Here is a 19,061-nt window from a genome sequence, read left to right as displayed (position 1 = left end):
CTATCAAATATCATTATTATAGCTAAATATACAATTAATCCCTACTAAATGTATACCAACCAATCGCTTTCCGCCAGATCCTTTTTTGTCCTTAAGTACCTGGCGGAAATGCGTTATTTTTTACTGCTGCTTTTCACCCATCATCACCTGCAGTTTCTCTTTATCGGGTAGTCCCACTACCTGCTGCAACATGTTGTCTTTATTCATATAGTAAATAGCCGGCGTGGCGTTAGCGCCAAGGTCATCCATCAGCTGCTGGTTGATATTCAGGGTCCTCATCAAGGCCGCAGGGATATCTGTCGGTACGTTCAGCTTCAGTTTGCCGTTGGACTGTTCGTAATCATGCCAGGTTTGCGCCGGGTCTTTGCTTGCCAGTATGGCCGCTGCGGTGGCCGGACTTTCTGGTTTAATCACGCCGACCAATAGTGTGCGCAGTTGCACTTTACCGGATTCAACCCACGGCCGCGCCTGCTGCCAGAACTGTTTACAGTAGGGGCAGAAAGGGTCGGCAAACACATAAAGGACGATGGGCGCCTCTTTTTTACCTTCCCGTAGCCAGTCAGCGGACTCGAGTTTTTTCCACATCTCCTGTCCGGCCGGGGTATAGAGTTCTTTCTGGAAAAGCTGTTCGCTCAGATTGTTGCCTTTTTCGTCGTACATGTAGCCGGAAATGGCGTGCTTACCGTCGGGGGTGAGATAAATAGCAACGCCCATATCCTGATACTTTCCGAGCCAGCCTTTGACGCCGCCGGGGGCTTCAAAGGGCTTAATGATAGTAATACCCTGTTTTTCTATTGCTTTTACGGGGGCGGGGAGGTCTTCGGCATAGCTACACAACGGCAGCAGGCTCAGAAAAAGCAGTCGTTTTAACATGAGTATTCCTTTTAAATCAGAAGCTAATGTGAAGTGGTGGTAAAACCTATCGCAGCCATAGATAACACCTGCCGGGCGTTTGGTTGCCCTTTAGTTCGGCGAATGATGTAATCCTTCATGCTGTTACATTAAGGTGTAGAGCGCAACATATTGCCAGCCATTCTGGCGCTGAAGCTACCTGCGGGTATTTCAGGTAACGGGGCCGCCTGAGAGGGCGGCCTTTTTACTTTCAGCGAAATGAGGCGAAACACGGAAAAACCGCGATCGCGACGGCAGGTTCACAAAGTTGTCTTGTTACGGTTGTTAGATAACGCTTATTGATTTGATAATGCAAACGCATTGGTCGAGTCAGGAAAAATTCGTTAACTTAGACCTCAACAAAAACACGGAGGAAGTATCGATGTCTTTAATTAATACCAAAATCAAACCTTTCAAAAACCAGGCATTCAAAAACGGTGAATTCATCGAAGTTACCGAAAAAGACACTGAAGGCCGCTGGAGCGTCTTCTTCTTCTACCCGGCCGACTTCACTTTCGTTTGCCCGACCGAACTGGGCGACGTGGCTGACCATTACGAAGAGCTGCAGAAACTGGGCGTAGACGTTTACTCTGTTTCTACCGACACCCACTTTACCCACAAAGCGTGGCACAGCAGCTCTGACACCATCGCTAAAATCAAATACGCGATGATCGGCGACCCGACTGGCGCCCTGACCCGTAACTTCGACAATATGCGTGAAGATGAAGGTCTGGCTGACCGCGCGACCTTCGTCGTTGACCCGCAGGGTATCATCCAGGCAATCGAAGTTACCGCTGAAGGTATCGGCCGTGATGCGTCTGACCTGCTGCGTAAAATCAAAGCTGCTCAGTACGTTGCCTCCCACCCAGGCGAAGTGTGCCCGGCTAAGTGGAAAGAAGGCGAAGCGACGCTGGCTCCTTCTTTAGATCTGGTTGGTAAGATCTAATTCGTTTTATTCCCGCTAATCAACGGGCGCACCAGCGCCCGTTTTATTCCAACACCATGATGCAAGCGCATTCAGGCTGCCTGACTAAGGCCGCTTGCATGATGATGTTTTAAGCCCAGGAGATAAAAATGCTCGACACCAACATGAAAACCCAGCTCAAGGCCTATCTTGAGAAGCTGACCAAACCTGTTGAGCTGATTGCCACGCTGGATGACAGCGCTAAATCGGCAGAGATCAAGGAACTGTTGGCTGAAATCGCTGAACTGTCAGACAAAGTTACCTTTAAAGAAGACAACACGCTGGCGGTGCGTAAGCCATCGTTCCTGATTACTAACCCAGGTTCTAACCAGGGGCCGCGTTTTGCTGGTTCTCCCCTGGGACATGAGTTCACCTCATTAGTACTGGCGCTGTTGTGGACCGGCGGTCATCCGTCGAAAGAAGCTCAGTCGCTGCTGGAGCAGATCCGCAATCTTGAGGGTGATTTTGAATTCGAGACTTACTACTCGCTCTCTTGCCACAACTGCCCGGACGTGGTGCAGGCGCTGAACCTGATGGCGGTGCTGAACCCGCGCATCAAACACACGGCGATTGATGGTGGAACCTTCCAGAATGAAATCACCGATCGCAACGTGATGGGCGTACCGGCGGTGTTTGTGAATGGTCAGGAGTTTGGTCAAGGTCGTATGACGCTGACTGAAATCGTCGCCAAAGTGGATACCGGCGCGGAAAAACGCGCGGCGGAAGAGCTGAACAAACGCGATGCTTATGATGTTCTGATCGTCGGTTCCGGCCCGTCTGGCGCCGCGGCGGCGGTATACTCCGCGCGTAAAGGCATTCGTACCGGCCTGATGGGCGAACGTTTCGGCGGCCAGGTGCTGGATACCGTAGATATCGAAAACTATATTTCCGTACCGAAAACCGAAGGCCAAAAACTGGCTGGCGCCCTGAAAGCGCACGTCAGTGAATATGATGTTGATGTGATTGATTCACAAAGCGCGGCAAAACTGATCCCGGCAGCCGTCGAAGGCGGCCTGCATCAGATCGAAACCGCCTCCGGCGCGGTGCTGAAAGCGCGCAGCGTGATCATCGCAACCGGCGCCAAATGGCGTAACATGAACGTACCTGGTGAAGACCAATACCGCACTAAGGGCGTAACCTACTGCCCGCACTGCGACGGCCCGCTGTTCAAAGGTAAACGCGTGGCGGTGATTGGCGGCGGTAACTCTGGCGTTGAAGCGGCAATTGATTTGGCGGGCGTCGTTGAACACGTGACGTTGCTGGAGTTCGCGCCAGAAATGAAAGCCGACCAGGTGCTGCAGGATAAAGTACGCAGCCTGAAAAATGTCGATATTATTCTCAACGCCCAGACCACCGAAGTGGTTGGCGACGGCAGTAAGGTGACTGGCCTGCAGTACCGTGACCGCGTCAGCGGCGATGAGCATCATGTCGCCTTAGCCGGTATTTTTGTCCAGATCGGCCTGTTGCCGAATACCAACTGGCTGGAAGGTACGGTTGAGCGTAACCGCATGGGTGAAATCATCATTGATGCCAAATGTGAAACCAACGTGAAGGGCGTGTTTGCCGCCGGCGACTGCACTACCGTGCCGTACAAACAAATTATTATCGCCACTGGCGAAGGTGCGAAGGCTTCTTTGAGCTCATTTGATTATCTGATTCGCACCAAAAGCGCATAAAAAGTCGTAAGACAATACCTGCACACAGCAAAGAGGCGACCCTGGGGTCGCCTCTTTTTTTTGCTTATTGCACCGTTCCGTTATCTCACGACCATTACCGGAATATGGGCATGACGAATCACGCTTGAGGCGTTTGAACCCAGTAAATGGGTGCTGATCGACGGATTACGTGAACCGATGACTACCACGTCAGCTTTGATTTCATTGGCCAGTTCATTAACCATATCGCGGACGTTGCCGAAACGCACATGGCTCTTGATGCGTGAAGGGTCGATGCTGAAGTGGCCGACCATGGTCTGCAAGCGGGTTTCCGCTTCATGCTGCAAATGCTCTTCAAAGCGGCGCAGATCGGCGGTAAAACGGCTCATGGTGAAGCTGGAGGAACCGGGTAAGACGTGAAGTAAATGAATAATGCCGTCCTGTTGGGCGAGAAACTCTGCATGGCGGACAGCCTTGTCGCTCAGCTCCATTTCAAAGACATCAACCGGCATAATGATAGTTTTATACATATGCATTTCTCCTTGTTTGTCTGTTTCTATATCAACATATTATACAAGGATATTGTGGCATTCAGGTCGCAAAACTGTATACGCCGTCACGGGATGAGGTAAAAATTTGTCACAGAGGGTGGGGAAACAGAAAGAGGATGACGACGCATCCTCTGAATAAAGCGTGAAACGCCTCAGGCAGCGGGGTACTTAGCGGTGGAATTCGCCTGCGGCTTCCGGCTGGTACAGCAGTTCCAGCACTTCCAGATGCGCCGATGCGCCGCCGGGTAACTCCCAATGGATGGAGGTCCCGACTTTCAGCCCGAGCAGCGCTGCGCCAACCGGCGCCAGAACCGAAAGCTGAGTGGCGCTATCGGTCGCCTGCGCCGGGAAAACCAGAGTCCGCACGCGTTCTTCACCGCTGGTTAAGTCGCGGAAGCGGACTTTGCTGTTCATGCTGACGACGTCGTGCGGCATTGCTTCCGGCGCCAGCATTTGCGCGCGGTCCAGTTCGTCGTTCAGGGCATCGGCGACCGGTGAATTAGCATACGCCGGCTGTTCAAGCAGTCTGTCGATACGTTCAGCATCGAATTCATTAATAATGATTGCGGGTCTGGTCATTGCATACTCCATGTTATCCAGGAACCTTTTCCGTAAAAGAAAACCCTCGCCGAAAGGGGCAAGGGTTAATGTCCCTTCATCATACTGAGACTTGCCTGATGTTTGAAGTGATTAAGCGCACATTCAGCGCATCGTTAGCAAAAGCAGATGAAATGGGCGCATCGCTCTGTTATTAAGAACCGACTTTGTCCAGCACAAACTGCTTAGCGCAGTTGCCCGGATGCGGCTGCGGCAGGAACGAATCTGCGCCCAGCGGAGCATTGATCGCGCTAGCTTTGATGGAGATTTGCATTTCCGTTAAATAAGCGGGATTGCCGTCACAGGTTAATTTAAAGGCTTTCACGTTTTGCGCGCCATAGGCTTTGGCGACGGCGGCATCAAAATCGCTACGGCTAACGGTTTGTCCGTAATGTTTCGCCAGAAAATCGCCGATTGCGCTTTGCTTCACTTCGCCATTCAGGCGCACCATCGTGCCGAAGTAGCTATCCGGATCGAAGCCGAAACAGACGCCATGTTTGGCATACTCATAGCGTTCCAGGCAGGAGTTACCGCCGGACCCCGGCATCACGCTATTCAGCTTATTGGCCATTTCCAGCGATAGCCCGGTTTCCGCGGCCTGGCATTTACGCCCGGCTCTGACTTCCGGCATATTGGGGATAGGGCGCGTCGCGCAGCCGTAGCGCATCCAGCGGCGCTCATCGACGCCGCGCGAGGCGATCGACTTCGGCAGGCCCGGCCACAGGCCGTGTACCGTCAGAAAATCGGCTTTGTTGCGTTCTTCCTGCTGTAGCCGGCACTCCTCTGGTTCATTACGATTTCTATCCAGCATGCTCTGACAAAAACCGGTTTGCCAGGACAATGCCAGCACGTAACGATCGAAATCACCGTATTTCGTCGCGGTAAGCGGTTCTGCGCCAACCTGTGTTGCGCCGAGTAAAAGGGCAATGGCGACGACATCCTTCCTGAACATTTTTATTCCTGATAGTGGTAGATGATTAATTGCTGGGATTTATTAAAGCATAAAAAAGGCGCCTGCTGGCGCCTTTTCACTGCGGTTTGTGGTTTATTGAATCGCGGCGCCGGGGACCAGAATCTCGGTGGCGATGATCACCACTAACAGGCCGACGATAACGGGAACCGAGGTGCGTTTAACAACTTCGAACGGAGAAATCTTCGCCATTCCCGCCACCGCCACCACCACGCCGGAAACCGGTGAAATGGTGCGTCCCAGATTCGATGCCTGCAACATAGGGATCGACAGATAGGCCGGGTTGATGCCGGAAGAGTGGGCAAGCTTCGGGATCATCTCAACGAAGGCGTAAAACGGCGCGTTGCCGGAACCGGTGGTCATCGCCGCCAGCATGGTCAGGACGACTAATACCAACATCAGGATGATGCTGGCGGATCCGAACGAGGTCGCAATAGAGATAAGACCGTCGATAAAACCGATAGTGCTCAGACCCTGGGCGAATACGCCCGCCGCGACCAACAGCATGACGACGCTGGCGAAGGCGTCCGCCATGCCGCGATAGGCGGCTTCCAGCCCGGTGAAGACCTTTTTAGTGTCAAAACTGCGCAGGAATTCCAGTACTGAAGCCAGCACCATACAGATCACCAGAATCGTGATGATGTGTAACTCCGGCCCCCATTTGCCGTCAAAAATCAGCACGCCGATAATCGGTGTGAAAGGCAGAATGGCGTACAGCGCCGGGGCGGTGGTGGTTATCTCATTGACGTCGAGCATCTCGTGCGAGGCGTTCTCTTTTTTATCGAGGTAGCGCTGCCAGAAGAAGTGAGCGATGGCCATACAGACGATAGCGGCAATCGAGATAGGTAAAGTGGTTTTGAAAGCGAAATCAATCAGCGGCATTTCGGCAGCTTTGGCCGCCAGCACTACGTCACCGGAGGTTGGTGACAGGATCAACGCGGCAGGGGAGGCGCAAATCGCCGCCGCGGCGCCGCGGCTGATGCCGACATTGACCATTACCGGAAACAGGGTCGCCATCAGCAGCACCCCAAGGCCAGTTGCCGAGGAGACCGCCAGCGACATCAGGCAGGCGAGGAAGTAGGCGGCAATCATCAACAGATAAGGCGAGTTAATATATTGCAGCGGCTTAGAGGCCAGTTTAACCACCATATCGTTGGCGCCGATATGGGTCATATAGGTGGCGAAACCGCAGAGCATCATAATCATCATGCCGAGGTCGCCGCCGCGGCTCATGAGCAGTATTTTAATATATTCAAAGATGTCGGTTGCGGTGTAACCCGTACTGGCGGCGCTGGCAGGGAGAACTTTATGCCCCATAATGGCGCTGGCGATAAGCAAGATTAAACCGCCGACAAACAGCACTCCTGTCGCGGAATAACCTTTTATAATGTAGCGGGCGACGCCCACAATAACCACGACCCCGATAAGGATCTCAACAAGCGTAAGCATACTTTACCCCTAAACCATTAACCCAAAGAATCCGCTGATATCTAAAGCACTACAAAAATTAAGTGATGGAATGTGCCCAAAAAACGGACAGAACTTGCTGACCCAAATCAATAAACTACTGAGAATTGACTAATCAGAACCCGTGGCACGGCTAACATCACAAAAGTTGTCTACCAGCATGAGCTTTTTGCTATGGCGCAATTCAGGATTTTGCCTTATTCCGTTAACAGTCTATTAAGATTACATTTGTTACTTTACTTCGTTTTTAAAATTGCAATCGGTAATAGAGAAGTGTTTAAACTACGTCAATTTACATTATTTATGCTTGCGCTGTCCGGCCTGCTGCTGTCGTCCGGCTATGCTAACGCCTCGTTCTCGTCAACGCTCCGCGATGGCTACAATACGCTGACGGACAATGTCGCGCAAACCTGGAACGAGCCTGAGCACTACGATCTCTACATCCCGGCGATCACCTGGCACGCGCGCTTTGCCTATGACAAAGAGAAAACCGATAAGTATAACGAACGCCCATGGGGCGCGGGATTTGGCATGTCGCGTTGGGACGATAAAGGTAACTGGCACGGCCTTTATCTGATGGCGTTTAAAGATTCCTTTAATAAGTGGGAGCCGATTGGCGGCTATGGCTGGGAAAAAACCTGGCGCCCGCTGGCCGACGACAACTTCCATCTTGGCCTTGGTTACACCCTTGGCGTAACGGCGCGCGACAACTGGAACTATATCCCGATCCCAGTGGTGCTGCCGCTGGCATCGATTGGCTACGGCCCGGCGACGTTCCAGATGACCTACATCCCCGGCACTTATAACAACGGCAACGTTTATTTTGCCTGGGCACGCATTCAGTTTTAATCGTTATAACGTAGTGACAAAAGTGATAAGTTCTTTGTCTTGTTGAAAAACAATGACTAACGTAACTGTCGGCTATAAAGATAGAGACTTTTATCACTTTTTAAGAAAGTTACGCTGGACAAAAGGCATCACAATTGATGTACTGGTATCCGACACAGCATTAGTGTCGTTTTTTAATTTAAAGGTAATTTTGATGTCTAAGATTAAAGGTAACGTTAAGTGGTTTAATGAGTCCAAAGGATTCGGTTTCATTACTCCGGAAGATGGCAGCAAAGATGTATTCGTACACTTCTCTGCAATCCAGTCCAACGGTTTCAAAACTCTGGCTGAAGGTCAGCGCGTAGAGTTCGAAATCACTAACGGTGCCAAAGGCCCTTCTGCTGCAAACGTAATGGCTATCTAACCAACGCGTCAGTAGAATATAAAAACCCGCTTATAGCGGGTTTTTTTTTGCCTGTCCTTAGCGGGCGGCTGACTGTGAGAACAGCCAGAATGCCGTCGCGGTCATGGCGAAAGAACCCAGTAGATTGACCAGCACGTTTAACAGTGCCCAACTGAAACGCCCCTGCTGGAGCAGGAAGACCACTTCTGCTGAAAAGGTGGAGAAAGTCGTCAGGCCGCCGCAGAAACCGGTAGTGATAAGCAGTTTCCACATCGGATCGACATTCGTCAGGCGATTGAACCACGCCAGCCCGGCGCCGATAATAAATGCGCCCAGCAGGTTAGCGATTAGCGTGCCAATGGGAATCGCATGATGCATGGGGTTAAATTTCATGCCCAGCCACCAGCGCAACACGCTGCCGGTTCCGCCGCCAACAAAAACGGCTAAAAGGAGTTGTAACACGGTCATTTCCTGCTATTTGGTTAGGTATAAGGCCGAGTGTAGCGCGCCAAAGGCGTTTTTGGCTATGGATTCGAAGTGGGAGAAAGAGATGCGGGTAGCAGCAGGGCAATTTGCCGTCACGGCGCAGTGGCAAACTAATGCGCAGATCTGCGTTGAACTGATGCGTCAGGCGGCAGAATGCGGCGTATCGTTACTGGTCTTACCCGAGGCGTTGCTGGCGCGGGCCGATAACGATCCTGATATGTCGGTAAAATCAGCGCAGGCGCTGGACGGTGGCTTCATGCAGCAACTGCTGGCCGAAAGCCGGAGTAATGACTTAACCACGATATTAACGCTGCACGTGCCCTCTGGCGAAGGGCGCGCGAGCAATACCCTGGTCGCAATACGACAGGGGATGATTAGCGCACAATACCAGAAACTCCATTTGTACGATGCGTTTAATATGCAGGAGTCGCGACTGGTGGATGCCGGCGAACAAATTCCGCCGTTAATTGATGTAAATGGGATGCGAATCGGCTTAATGACCTGCTACGATTTACGCTTTCCCGAATTAGCGCTATCGTTAGCGTTAAAGGGGGCCGATGTGTTGGTGCTTCCTACCGCGTGGGTTCGCGGGCCATTGAAAGAACATCACTGGGCAACGCTGCTGGCGGCAAGAGCGCTGGATACCACCTGCTACATTATTGCGGCAGGCGAATGTGGAACGCGTAATATCGGTCAGAGCCGGATTATCGATCCGCTCGGTACCACCATTGCTGGCGCCGCTGCCCAGCCGCAGCTGATTTTTGCTGAGATATCCGCAGATTATATTCGTCAGGTGCGTGAGAGTTTGCCGGTGCTGCGTAATCGCAGATTTGCGCCACCGCAATTATTGTGACGTTTTTTTAAACAAGGCTTGATTCACCTTGTTACAGATTGCTATTGTGTCGGCGCGTCAAATAGCCGTTAATTGTATGCGTATATGTGTATGATGGCGTATTCGCAGCTTGAGCTTGTATAGAGAAGAAGGTTAGCTATGGGTGAGATTAGTATTACCAAACTGCTGGTAGTCGCAGCGCTGATTATTTTAGTGTTTGGTACCAAAAAATTACGCACGCTGGGTGGAGACCTGGGTTCGGCTATCAAAGGCTTCAAGAAAGCCATGAATGATGACGATGACAGTGCCAAAAAGACCAGCGCTGAGGAAGACGCGCCGGCACAGAAGCTCTCTCATAAAGAGTAATTAATCACGGGCTCCCGACGAACGGGGGCGCGTCGCGGCCGAGTGTGAAGCTCAGGCGGCAAAGAGGCGGCAGCGTATTCGTTGTCGCTTTTTTTATGGTTAGCGTTTTGGATATGAAAAAAGATGCAACCAGGTATGACAATGGAAAGGGGGATTAGCCGGTAAATCAGGCCGCCGCGAACGACGGCCAGAGAAAGACAGGAGTTATTTTACTTCCATACCTTTTGCCTGCAGATCGGCATGATAGGAAGAGCGGACGAACGGGCCGCAGGCAGCATGGGTAAAGCCCATCGCCATGGCTTCAGCTTTCATCTCTTCAAACTCTTCCGGGCTAACATAACGCTGTACCGGAAGGTGGTGACGGCTTGGCTGCAGATACTGACCCAGCGTCAGCATGGTGACGCCATGACGGCGCAGATCGCGCATCACTTCGATGATCTCTTCATTGGTTTCGCCAAGACCGACCATCAGACCCGATTTGGTCGGGATTTCCGGATGCGCTTCTTTAAAGCGCTCCAGCAGCTTCAGCGACCAGTTGTAATCTGCGCCCGGACGCACCTGGCGATACAGACGCGGTACGTTTTCCAGGTTGTGGTTAAACACATCCGGCGGCGTCACTTTCAGGATATCCAGCGCGCGATCCATACGGCCACGGAAATCCGGCACCAGCGTTTCAATCTTGATATTCGGGCTCTTCTCGCGGATAGCGCTGATACAGTCAGCGAAGTGTTGCGCGCCGCCATCACGAAGATCGTCGCGGTCAACGGAAGTCACCACCACGTAGCGCAGACCCATATCGGCGATGGTTTGCGCCAGTTTTTGCGGCTCATTGGCATCAGGCGTCACCGGACGACCGTGGGCAACGTCGCAGAACGGACAACGGCGAGTACAGATAGCGCCGAGGATCATAAAGGTCGCGGTACCGTGGTTGAAGCACTCGGCAAGGTTCGGGCAAGAGGCTTCTTCGCACACGGAGTGCAGGCCATTCTTACGCATCGCTGCCTTGATCCCCTGAATACGGGACGAGTCAGCCGGAAGTTTGATTTTCATCCATTCCGGTTTTCTGAGCAGAGCTTCACGCTCAGTTGCCACGTTTTTCACCGGGATAAGGGCCATTTTATCGGCGTCGCGGTACTTAACACCGCGTTCCATCACAATGGGTTTACTCATAGCGTGCGTGTTCCAGTTGCGAGTCACGAAGGAAAGCGAATTAATTCAATCAAATGTTGTATTTATCAACTATTTTTGAACTAAGGACAGGCAGTATATCATTGATACGGGGTTGAAAGCAGCCTGGTTACCCGGCAAATTGTAAAATAGTTGTTGTTTTATCCTTTTCCCTCGCGTGCGGTTAGCAGGCATAAGTTTGCACAATGGTGTCGATAATCTCTTTCAGTAACGGCTCCTGTGCGCTTTGCCGGTTGTAATGGAGCGAAATATCAATACGCTGGTCCTGGAGAGGTGGAAACGAAATCGCTTGTAAAGGCCAGATTTTCGCCACCAGCGCGAACATACTCTCCGGCGTCAGCCCCAGCAAATCGCTATTATTCATCATTGCCGCCTGGGTCAACAGGTTATAGCTGCTAAAGCCGCAGCGGCGTTCGCCGACGTACTCTTCTAGCTGGCGATGCAGGGTAGGGTAGCGCTGCCCTTCCGGTAGCAATAGCGCGAACTCATACTGCTGCAGATTTTCCTTCGTCAGGGGAAGGTGCAAAATGGGGTGATTTTCGCGGCAAAAGATGACAACCGGTTCGGAGAACAGCACCTGGTGTGCAATAGCCAGCCCGCTATGGGGATAGCTGTCGATCAGTAAGTCAACCTGCCGCTGATTAAGCTGACTGGCGGCATCGGTAATCGCCATATTGTGCAGTAATACCTGAGGAAAGCGCGATTTCAACGCATTGGCGATTTTCGGTATCACCAGAGCGCCGACGGTCGGCGCGGTGGCAATAGTGAGCACACGCTGCTGATGTGAGCCGCTGCCCAAATCCAACGCATTGAGAAAGGCTTCCATCCCCTGGCTGATATATTGATGCAGGTGGGTCGCATAAGCCGTGGGCGTGACTCCCTGACCTTTACGAATAAAGAGCGGGTCGGGGAATAGAGCCCGTAGTTTATTGATGGACTGGCTTATCGCCGAAGGCGTGATATTTAATACCTTCGCCGCATTGACGATGCCTTTGTGCACGTACACGGCTTCGAAGATAGTTAACAGGTTAAGATCGATATTACGCAGAATACGAAAGATCTGCCGATCTTCTGGCTGTTCGTTGCTTTCCAATGGAGGATGATTGTCGGCCACTCGCGGATCCGGTCGTTGGGTCATAGCCTCATTATAGCGGGCGATTATGTGGCGTAGAGTGACAATTGATTGCAAATTTGAAGTATTAATAATGAGTTGCGCTCTGAAGGTTCAGAGCGCGGTGCGCATCAAGCGGCGACATATTCATGCGGCGGGTTATTCAGCAGCGCCAGCAGGTTGGCGACCAGCCGCGGCGCGACGTTTTCCGTAGTGGCCTGCGGCTGCCAGTGGCGCATTTGCGTCATCTCCATGCCTGCATAGCCGCACGGATTAATACGCAGGAATGGCGTCAAATCCATTGCCACATTCAGCGCCAGTCCGTGGAACGAGCAGCCCTTGCGAATACGCAGCCCCAGTGAACAGATTTTCTGTTCACCAACGTAAACCCCCGGCGCATCGGCGCGTGGGTGGGATTCAATCTGATACTCTGCGAGAGTATTGACCACGGTCTGCTCCAGTAGCGTCACTAATTCACGTACGCCGAGTTTACGCCGTTTAAGATTCAGCAATACATACATCACCTGTTGGCCTGGCCCGTGATAGGTCACCTGACCGCCGCGATCGCTCTGAATAACCGGGATATCGCCTGGCACCAGCACGTGTTCGGCTTTACCGGCCTGACCCTGAGTAAAGACCGGGTGATGTTCTACCAGCCAGATTTCATCCAGCGTCGTGTCGTCACGACTGTCGGTAAATTCGTGCATTGCCTGCGAGATGGGTTCGTAAGGTTGCAGGCCGAGTTGTCGAATAAGAATGGTATTGTGCTGCAAAACAACGTCTCCGCCGAGAGGGATGACTTAAGTGGGGGAGAGTATATCACAGCGAAAGAAAGAGGATTACCCGGCGCTTGAGGCCGGGTAAGCGAGGGATTACAGCACCATCCGCACGATTTCGATATTGCCCAGCTCTTCGTACAGGGCTTCGACCTGCTCAATGTGGGTAGCGTTAATGGTGATGGAGACCGAGTGGTAGTTACCTTTGCTGCTCGGTTTTACTGACGGAGAGTAATCACCAGGCGCATGGCGCTGTACCACTTCCACCACCTGATCAACCAGCTCAGGCAACGCCTGCCCCATTACTTTGTAAGTAAATGGAGTAGGGAATTCAAGCAGTTCGTTAAGTTTGGTTTTCATGTCAGCTCCGGTGTGACGACTAAAATAATAACTCCCACGTGATGTGGGAGTTATCAGGTTTCTTTGATGAATAGTATATGGGGATAGAAATCACACTTTCAAGTGTTCAATTTTTAACCAAACCAGTGATGGAACATTAACTTAATGTAATCAATGATTTTGCCGAAGAAATTACCTTCCGGAATTTCCTGCAGCACCACTAACGGACGCTGATCGATAGTTTTGCCATCTAACTGGAAGTTGATGGTACCGACTACCTGGTTTTTCTGCAGCGGCGCGTGCAGCTCGGTGTTATTCAACACATAGCTGGCTTTCAGATCTTTCATGCGCCCGCGTGGGATAGTCAGATAAACATCCTTATCTACGCCCAGAGAGGCGCGATCGCTATCGCCGAACCAGGCCGGTTCAGAGGCGAACTCTTTACCTGCTTTAATGGGGTTTACGGTTTCGAAGAAGCGGAAGCCCCAGGTCAGCAGTTTCTTGCTCTCGGATTCACGACCCTTATAGGTACGTCCACCCATAACCGCGGAGATCAGGCGCATCTGGCCTTCGGTAGCAGAAGCGACCAGGTTGTAACCTGCTTTATCGGTATGGCCAGTTTTAATACCGTCGACGTTGAGGCTGTTATCCCACAGCAGGCCGTTACGGTTCAGCTGGCGAATACCGTTAAAGGTGAACTCTTTCTCACGGTAGATGGAGTACTCATTCGGTACGTCGCGGATCAGCGCCTGGCCGATCAGCGCCATGTCACGTGCGGAGCTGTACTGACCGTCGGCATCCAGGCCGTGAACGGTCTGGAAATGGGTGTTTTTCAGGCCCAACGCGTTAACGTAATTGTTCATCAGGCTGACAAATGCGTCCTGGCTGCCGGCAACGTAGTCGGCCATCGCCACGCAGGCATCGTTACCGGATTGCAGGTTGATGCCGCGGATCAGCTGAGAAACCGGCACCTGCATGCCCGGTTTCAGGAACATCAGGGAAGAACCTTTAAACACCGGATTACCGGTTGCCCACGCGTCGTTACCCACGGTGACCAGATCGGATTCTTTGAATTTCCCCGCCTTCATGGCCTGGCCAATGACGTAGCTGGTCATCATTTTGGTCAGGCTCGCCGGATCGCGACGGGCGTCGGCGTTGTTTTCCGCCAGTACTTTACCTGAGTTGTAATCGATAAGAACCCAGGATTCGGCATCGATCTGCGGAGCGCCTGGGATCATGGTTTTCATATTCAGGTCATCGGCGCGGGCAGCGGTAGACAGTGCCGCAACGGAGAGGGCCGTAACGAGTAAACGAGCGGTGAAAGAGGTCTTCATGGTTAGAACAACGGCATCCGTGATGAAATTAAAAAAAGTGCCTTACTATAACAAATGCATTTCGCAGCGGCACCCGACATTACATATGACTTTGTTAATGATTTTTACATATGCAGTAGCACGGGATGCCGCGGCGTTGCGTTTAGTTGGCGCGAGTAATAAATGATTGCAGCTGCGCTTCGTTTTGCAGGCGCTGTTGTACCGTCGACGCTTGCGACTTACTGGCAAATGGCCCCAGTTGGATCCGCCATACGGCGCCGTTTTGCATCACACGTCCGGGAACGGCGAACTGCTGGCTCAGGCGCTGCTGATATTGCTGGGCACGAGCCTGGTCGCTAACGGCGCCCACCTGCACGACGAACTCGCCGCTGGTGCTGGCGGCTGGTGCGGCAACAGTCGCGGCTGCTGCTGCGGTCGCGGCAGGCGCAACGCTTCCCTGAATCGAGCCCGGCGCGGTGACCGGAGTGCTGGGTGTTGCCGGCGTCGCGGCGACGGCGGCAGGCGCAGCAGCAGGTTCGCTGCTTTCCAGCACGCCATTATTCAGCGGTGTCGGTGCGCCAAGGAATCCACTGCCGTTAACCGGCGCGCCCACATTATCTTCAGGCTTAAGCGTTGAGTTGCTGATGGCGTGAACGTTTGACTGATCGGCCGGGGCGATGGCGGCAGAACCATCGCCATCAAGGTTGGGACGTGAAGGCAGGGCATAGGTCTGTTTGGCGACGGTGGTGCATGCCATACCTGGGCCGGACAAGGCGCCGTCCTGAGAGACGATGATAGGATCGATACGAACTTTAGTATTGTTCGAGGTATTCAGGCGGTCGGCGGAGGCGCGGGACAGGGAAATGACCCGGTCATTGCCGTACGGGCCGCGATCGTTAATGCGCACCACGATCATTCGGCCATTAGCCAGGTTCGTGATACGCGCATAGCTTGGGATGGGCAAGGTCGGATGCGCGGCGGTAAGCTGTGTTGGATCGAACGCTTCGCCAGAGGCGGTCAGGTTGCTGTTCGGCTCGGCGTCATAAATTGCCGCCAGACCGGTCTGGGTGAAGTTAGCCGGATCCTGGACGATTTTGTAGCTTTTGCCATCGCGTTCATAATCCTGATTGGCCGTGGCGTTCAGCGTTTCGAAACGCGGATCGGCGCCGCTAATTTCTACCGTCGGACCATTACAGACAGCCGGCTGCGGGACGCTAACCGTCTTCTGCTGAACGTCTTCACCCGAACATGCCGCCAGCAGCCCTGCTGCTATGCAGATCCCCAGCCATTGCTTACGCATTGCGAACCCCTTAAACGCTTTTCGACAACATTTTTCTGTGGGTATGGATCGACATTACGATACCAAACCCGGCCATCAATACGATTAGGGCTGAGCCCCCGTAGCTGACCAGCGGCAAAGGTACCCCCACCACCGGCAAAATACCACTTACCATACCAATATTTACGAAGACATAAACGAATAAAATCAACATTAAACCGCCTGCCATGACGCGGCCAAAGGTGGTTTGCGCCTGGGCGGCGATCCACAGTCCGCGCATGATAAGCAAAATGTACAATGCCAGCAGGATCAATACCCCGATAAGACCCAGCTCTTCCGCCAGCACGGCGAAGATAAAGTCAGTATGGCGCTCAGGCAGGAATTCGAGCTGCGACTGAGTGCCATGCAACCAGCCTTTACCGCGTAAGCCGCCGGAACCAATAGCGATTTTCGACTGAATAATATGATAGCCCGCGCCCAACGGATCGGTTTCCGGATCGAGGAGCATCATGACGCGTTGACGCTGGTAATCGTGCATCAGGAAGAACCATAAAATCGGAATAAAGGCGGCGACCAGCACTACCGCGATACCGATTAAGCGCCAGCTGAGGCCGGAGAGGAACAGGACAAACAGGCCGGAGAGGGCGATCAAAATCGAGGTGCCGAGGTCTGGCTGCGCCGCAACCAACAGGGTCGGCAGGAAGATCAGGACCAGTGCGATGGCGGTATTCTTCAATGACGGCGGACAGACATCGCGGTTAATAAACCGCGCCACCATCAGCGGTACCGCTATTTTGGCAATCTCCGAGGGCTGAAAGCGTACAATACCGAGATCCAACCAGCGCTGTGCGCCTTTGGATATTGCGCCGAAGGCGTCTACGGCAACCAGCAAAATAATACAGAAAATATAGAGGTAGGGCGCCCAGCCCTCATATACCCGCGGCGGGATCTGCGCCATCACGATCATTATCACCACGCCCATGGCGATTTGGCCGATTTTACGCTCCATCATGCCCACGTCCTGGCCACTGGCGCTCCAGATAACCAGCGCGCTGTAGGTGAGCAGCGCCAGCAGGATGAGCAGCATCGTGGGGTCCAGATGGATTTTATCCCATAGTGATTTTTTGTTTGGATTATCGGTCATTATTGATCCTCCCCCGCCGTCACCGCCGGGCTTTCACTCGGCAGATTGGTGTTGTTATCACCCAGCATGATGTGATCGAGGATCTGGCGCATAATGGTACCGACCGCCGGGCCGGCGCCGCCATTCTCCAGGATCATCGCCACCGCGACCTGGGGGTTGTTGTAAGGCGCAAACGCCGTCATAAGTTTGTGGTCACGCAGACGTTCGGAAATTCGGTGCGCGTTATAGGTTTCGTTGGCTTTCAGGCCGAATACCTGCGCGGTACCGGACTTCGCCGCAATCTTATACGGCGCGCTGGCAAAGTATTTGTGCGCGGTACCGTTGCCGCGGTTGGCAACGCCGTACATGCCGTCTTTAGCGATTTCCCAATAGCCGGAATGAATATCGCCGACCGGCGGTTCGTGCGGCTGAACCCAAGGGACCTGTTTCCCGTCTTCGAGAGTGCTTTGCAGAAGATGGGGCACTTTGACCACGCCGTCGTTTATCAGGATCATCAGCGCTTTGTTCATCTGAATCGGCGTAGCGGTCCAGTAGCCCTGGCCGATACCGACCGGGATGGTGTCGCCCTGGTACCAGGGTTTCTTAAAGCGCTTGAGCTTCCATTCGCGAGTTGGCATGTTGCCGGAGCGCTCTTCCGCCAGGTCAACGCCAGTGTAATCGCCGTAGCCGAATTTACTCATCCATTCGGAAAGGCGGTCGATGCCCATATCATAGGCGACCTGATAGAAATAGGTATCCGCGGACTCTTCCAGCGCCTTAGTGACGTTCAGGTGACCGTGACCCCATTTTTTCCAGTCGCGATAGCGTTTTTCCGAGCCAGGCAACTGCCACCAGCCGGGGTCGAACAGACTGGTGTTGCGGGTAATGACGCCGGCGCTCAAGGCTGAGACCGCGACGTAGGGTTTTACCGTCGAGGCGGGTGGATAGACCCCCTGCGTCGCGCGGTTGACCAGCGGGGTATTTGGATCGTTGAGTAGTCCGGAATAATCTTTGCTGGAGATACCATCGACAAACAGGTTGGGATCGTAGCTCGGGGTTGAAACCAGCGCCAGAATCGCGCCGCTGCGCGGGTCGGTGACCACCACCGCCGCACGGCTGCCCGCCAGCAGCGTTTCGATATACTGCTGCAGCTTCAAATCAAGGGTTAGGTAGATATCGCGCCCGGCCTGCGGCGGCACTTCTTTTAGCTGACGAATAACGCGGCCGCGGTTGTTGACTTCAACCTCTTCGTAGCCGGTTTGTCCGTGTAGCACGTCTTCATAATAGCGCTCGATTCCCAGCTTACCGATGTCGTGGGTCGACGCGTAGTTAGCCAGTTTGCCCTCTTTATCCAGGCGATCGACGTCTTTATCGTTAATTTTAGAGACGTAGCCGATAACGTGGGTCAGGGCGGAGTTATACGGATAGTAGCGGCGCTTGTAGCCTTTGACTTCAACGCCGGGAAAGCGGTACTGGTTTACGGCGAAACGCGCCACCTGGACTTCATTAAGATTGACCTTCACCGGAATCGAGGTGAAACGGTGAGAGCGCGCGCGCTCTTTTTTAAAGCCGGCGATGTCGTCGTCGGTCAGGTCGACGACGTCGCGCAGCGCATCCAGCGTCTGCTGCACGTTATCGACTTTTTCCGGCATCATCTCCAGCTGATAGATGGTGCGGTTCAGCGCCAGCGGCGTGCCGTTACGATCGTAAATAATGCCGCGGCTGGGCGGAATAGGGACCAGCTTAATGCGGTTTTCGTTGGAACGCGTTTGGTAGTCGTTGAAACGGACAATCTGTACGTTGTAGAGGTTGGCAATCAGCACGCCGGTAAGCAACAAAATGCCCGTAAAAGCGACCAGCGCGCGGCGTACAAACAGCGAGGATTCAGCCGTATAGTCGCGGAAAGAATTCTGTAATTTCAT

General features: G+C 53.1%; 20 protein-coding genes. 6 read left to right on the top strand and 14 right to left on the bottom strand.

The window, feature by feature from the left end:
* Positions 1-120 precede the first annotated feature (120 nt).
* A complete protein-coding gene (dsbG, locus tag ABLU80_RS20930; protein ID WP_348850436.1) occupies positions 121-873 on the bottom strand; it encodes a thiol:disulfide interchange protein DsbG in 753 nt (250 codons plus the stop codon).
* Positions 874-1,273: 400 nt separating this feature from the next.
* Here dsbG and ahpC point away from each other — a divergent pair, with 400 nt between their 5' ends.
* Together ahpC and ahpF are read left to right on the top strand one after the other, a co-directional pair.
* Complete coding sequence (ahpC, locus tag ABLU80_RS20925; RefSeq protein WP_004859485.1) at positions 1,274-1,837, top strand: alkyl hydroperoxide reductase subunit C; 564 nt, start codon at positions 1,274-1,276, stop codon at positions 1,835-1,837.
* A 128-nt stretch (positions 1,838-1,965) separates the two neighbouring features.
* A complete protein-coding gene (gene ahpF / locus ABLU80_RS20920) occupies positions 1,966-3,531 on the top strand; it encodes an alkyl hydroperoxide reductase subunit F (RefSeq protein WP_063446981.1) in 1,566 nt (521 codons plus the stop codon).
* An 80-nt stretch (positions 3,532-3,611) separates the two neighbouring features.
* On the opposite strand, the gene uspG is transcribed toward ahpF, so the two are convergent.
* From uspG to dcuC, 4 genes are all read right to left on the bottom strand, one after another.
* On the bottom strand, positions 3,612-4,040 hold the full coding sequence (gene uspG, locus ABLU80_RS20915) for a universal stress protein UspG (RefSeq protein WP_015367746.1): 429 nt from the start codon (positions 4,038-4,040) through the stop codon (positions 3,612-3,614).
* Between the two features lie 189 nt (positions 4,041-4,229).
* Complete coding sequence (gene rnk / locus ABLU80_RS20910; RefSeq protein ID WP_015367745.1) at positions 4,230-4,640, bottom strand: nucleoside diphosphate kinase regulator; 411 nt, start codon at positions 4,638-4,640, stop codon at positions 4,230-4,232.
* A gap of 172 nt (positions 4,641-4,812) precedes the next feature.
* Positions 4,813-5,610 carry a ribonuclease I gene (gene rna / locus ABLU80_RS20905; RefSeq protein ID WP_015367744.1) on the bottom strand — a complete coding sequence of 266 codons (798 nt, stop codon included), beginning with the start codon at positions 5,608-5,610 and terminating at the stop codon, positions 4,813-4,815.
* A 93-nt stretch (positions 5,611-5,703) separates the two neighbouring features.
* The gene (gene dcuC, locus ABLU80_RS20900) at positions 5,704-7,077 is read right to left on the bottom strand and encodes an anaerobic C4-dicarboxylate transporter DcuC (RefSeq protein WP_015704728.1); all 1,374 of its coding nucleotides are present in this window, start codon (positions 7,075-7,077) and stop codon (positions 5,704-5,706) included.
* 291 nt (positions 7,078-7,368) lie between these two features.
* Here dcuC and pagP point away from each other — a divergent pair, with 291 nt between their 5' ends.
* On the top strand, positions 7,369-7,944 hold the full coding sequence (gene pagP, locus ABLU80_RS20895) for a lipid IV(A) palmitoyltransferase PagP (RefSeq protein WP_162184122.1): 576 nt from the start codon (positions 7,369-7,371) through the stop codon (positions 7,942-7,944).
* A 193-nt stretch (positions 7,945-8,137) separates the two neighbouring features.
* Positions 8,138-8,347 carry a transcription antiterminator/RNA stability regulator CspE gene (cspE, locus tag ABLU80_RS20890; protein ID WP_012542460.1) on the top strand — a complete coding sequence of 70 codons (210 nt, stop codon included), beginning with the start codon at positions 8,138-8,140 and terminating at the stop codon, positions 8,345-8,347.
* A 57-nt stretch (positions 8,348-8,404) separates the two neighbouring features.
* On the opposite strand, the gene crcB is transcribed toward cspE, so the two are convergent.
* Complete coding sequence (gene crcB / locus ABLU80_RS20885; RefSeq protein WP_015704730.1) at positions 8,405-8,788, bottom strand: fluoride efflux transporter CrcB; 384 nt, start codon at positions 8,786-8,788, stop codon at positions 8,405-8,407.
* Positions 8,789-8,876: 88 nt separating this feature from the next.
* On the opposite strand from crcB, the gene ABLU80_RS20880 reads away from it, so the two are divergent.
* Positions 8,877-9,665: a deaminated glutathione amidase gene (locus tag ABLU80_RS20880; RefSeq protein WP_015704731.1), complete on the top strand. Its 789-nt coding sequence runs from the start codon at positions 8,877-8,879 to the stop codon at positions 9,663-9,665.
* A 138-nt stretch (positions 9,666-9,803) separates the two neighbouring features.
* Positions 9,804-10,010, top strand: coding sequence for a twin-arginine translocase subunit TatE (tatE, locus tag ABLU80_RS20875; RefSeq protein ID WP_004859519.1), 207 nt, complete (start codon positions 9,804-9,806; stop codon positions 10,008-10,010).
* Positions 10,011-10,214: 204 nt separating this feature from the next.
* Here tatE and lipA read toward each other — a convergent pair whose 3' ends face one another.
* From lipA to mrdA, 8 genes are all read right to left on the bottom strand, one after another.
* On the bottom strand, positions 10,215-11,180 hold the full coding sequence (gene lipA / locus ABLU80_RS20870; protein WP_015367739.1) for a lipoyl synthase: 966 nt from the start codon (positions 11,178-11,180) through the stop codon (positions 10,215-10,217).
* Between the two features lie 181 nt (positions 11,181-11,361).
* On the bottom strand, positions 11,362-12,312 hold the full coding sequence (locus ABLU80_RS20865; RefSeq protein ID WP_032707610.1) for a YbeF family transcriptional regulator: 951 nt from the start codon (positions 12,310-12,312) through the stop codon (positions 11,362-11,364).
* A gap of 128 nt (positions 12,313-12,440) precedes the next feature.
* Entirely contained in the window at positions 12,441-13,082 is a 642-nt protein-coding gene (gene lipB / locus ABLU80_RS20860) for a lipoyl(octanoyl) transferase LipB (RefSeq protein ID WP_015367737.1), read from the bottom strand.
* Between the two features lie 99 nt (positions 13,083-13,181).
* Entirely contained in the window at positions 13,182-13,445 is a 264-nt protein-coding gene (gene ybeD, locus ABLU80_RS20855) for a DUF493 family protein YbeD (RefSeq protein WP_015367736.1), read from the bottom strand.
* A gap of 113 nt (positions 13,446-13,558) precedes the next feature.
* Positions 13,559-14,758, bottom strand: a complete 1,200-nt coding sequence (gene dacA / locus ABLU80_RS20850; protein ID WP_015367735.1) for a D-alanyl-D-alanine carboxypeptidase DacA — start codon at positions 14,756-14,758, stop codon at positions 13,559-13,561.
* A 142-nt stretch (positions 14,759-14,900) separates the two neighbouring features.
* Positions 14,901-16,037 carry an endolytic peptidoglycan transglycosylase RlpA gene (gene rlpA / locus ABLU80_RS20845; RefSeq protein ID WP_063446004.1) on the bottom strand — a complete coding sequence of 379 codons (1,137 nt, stop codon included), beginning with the start codon at positions 16,035-16,037 and terminating at the stop codon, positions 14,901-14,903.
* A 10-nt stretch (positions 16,038-16,047) separates the two neighbouring features.
* Entirely contained in the window at positions 16,048-17,160 is a 1,113-nt protein-coding gene (mrdB, locus tag ABLU80_RS20840; RefSeq protein ID WP_008805635.1) for a peptidoglycan glycosyltransferase MrdB, read from the bottom strand.
* Positions 17,160-19,061 carry a peptidoglycan DD-transpeptidase MrdA gene (mrdA, locus tag ABLU80_RS20835; RefSeq protein WP_015367733.1) on the bottom strand — a complete coding sequence of 634 codons (1,902 nt, stop codon included), beginning with the start codon at positions 19,059-19,061 and terminating at the stop codon, positions 17,160-17,162. Before mrdA ends, mrdB begins: the two co-directional genes overlap by 1 nt.

Source organism: Klebsiella sp. CN_Kp104 (genome assembly GCF_040064515.1).
In the GTDB taxonomy this organism is placed as follows: domain Bacteria; phylum Pseudomonadota; class Gammaproteobacteria; order Enterobacterales; family Enterobacteriaceae; genus Klebsiella; species Klebsiella aerogenes.
The sequence above is the reverse complement of the archived record's forward strand: the minus strand, read 5'-3'. Positions and strand labels throughout refer to the sequence as shown.

What these genes read in the sequence shown, in the direction of transcription:
- dsbG (WP_348850436.1), bottom strand. Translation starts at nt 873, where the DNA reads ATGTTAAAACGACTGCTTTTTCTGAGCCTGCTGCCGTTGTGTAGCTAT.
- ahpC (WP_004859485.1), top strand. Translation starts at nt 1,274, where the DNA reads ATGTCTTTAATTAATACCAAAATCAAACCTTTCAAAAACCAGGCATTC.
- ahpF (WP_063446981.1), top strand. Translation starts at nt 1,966, where the DNA reads ATGCTCGACACCAACATGAAAACCCAGCTCAAGGCCTATCTTGAGAAG.
- uspG (WP_015367746.1), bottom strand. Translation starts at nt 4,040, where the DNA reads ATGTATAAAACTATCATTATGCCGGTTGATGTCTTTGAAATGGAGCTG.
- rnk (WP_015367745.1), bottom strand. Translation starts at nt 4,640, where the DNA reads ATGACCAGACCCGCAATCATTATTAATGAATTCGATGCTGAACGTATC.
- rna (WP_015367744.1), bottom strand. Translation starts at nt 5,610, where the DNA reads ATGTTCAGGAAGGATGTCGTCGCCATTGCCCTTTTACTCGGCGCAACA.
- dcuC (WP_015704728.1), bottom strand. Translation starts at nt 7,077, where the DNA reads ATGCTTACGCTTGTTGAGATCCTTATCGGGGTCGTGGTTATTGTGGGC.
- cspE (WP_012542460.1), top strand. Translation starts at nt 8,138, where the DNA reads ATGTCTAAGATTAAAGGTAACGTTAAGTGGTTTAATGAGTCCAAAGGA.
- ABLU80_RS20880 (WP_015704731.1), top strand. Translation starts at nt 8,877, where the DNA reads ATGCGGGTAGCAGCAGGGCAATTTGCCGTCACGGCGCAGTGGCAAACT.
- tatE (WP_004859519.1), top strand. Translation starts at nt 9,804, where the DNA reads ATGGGTGAGATTAGTATTACCAAACTGCTGGTAGTCGCAGCGCTGATT.
- lipA (WP_015367739.1), bottom strand. Translation starts at nt 11,180, where the DNA reads ATGAGTAAACCCATTGTGATGGAACGCGGTGTTAAGTACCGCGACGCC.
- ybeD (WP_015367736.1), bottom strand. Translation starts at nt 13,445, where the DNA reads ATGAAAACCAAACTTAACGAACTGCTTGAATTCCCTACTCCATTTACT.
- dacA (WP_015367735.1), bottom strand. Translation starts at nt 14,758, where the DNA reads ATGAAGACCTCTTTCACCGCTCGTTTACTCGTTACGGCCCTCTCCGTT.
- rlpA (WP_063446004.1), bottom strand. Translation starts at nt 16,037, where the DNA reads ATGCGTAAGCAATGGCTGGGGATCTGCATAGCAGCAGGGCTGCTGGCG.
- mrdB (WP_008805635.1), bottom strand. Translation starts at nt 17,160, where the DNA reads ATGACCGATAATCCAAACAAAAAATCACTATGGGATAAAATCCATCTG.
- mrdA (WP_015367733.1), bottom strand. Translation starts at nt 19,061, where the DNA reads ATGAAATTACAGAATTCTTTCCGCGACTATACGGCTGAATCCTCGCTG.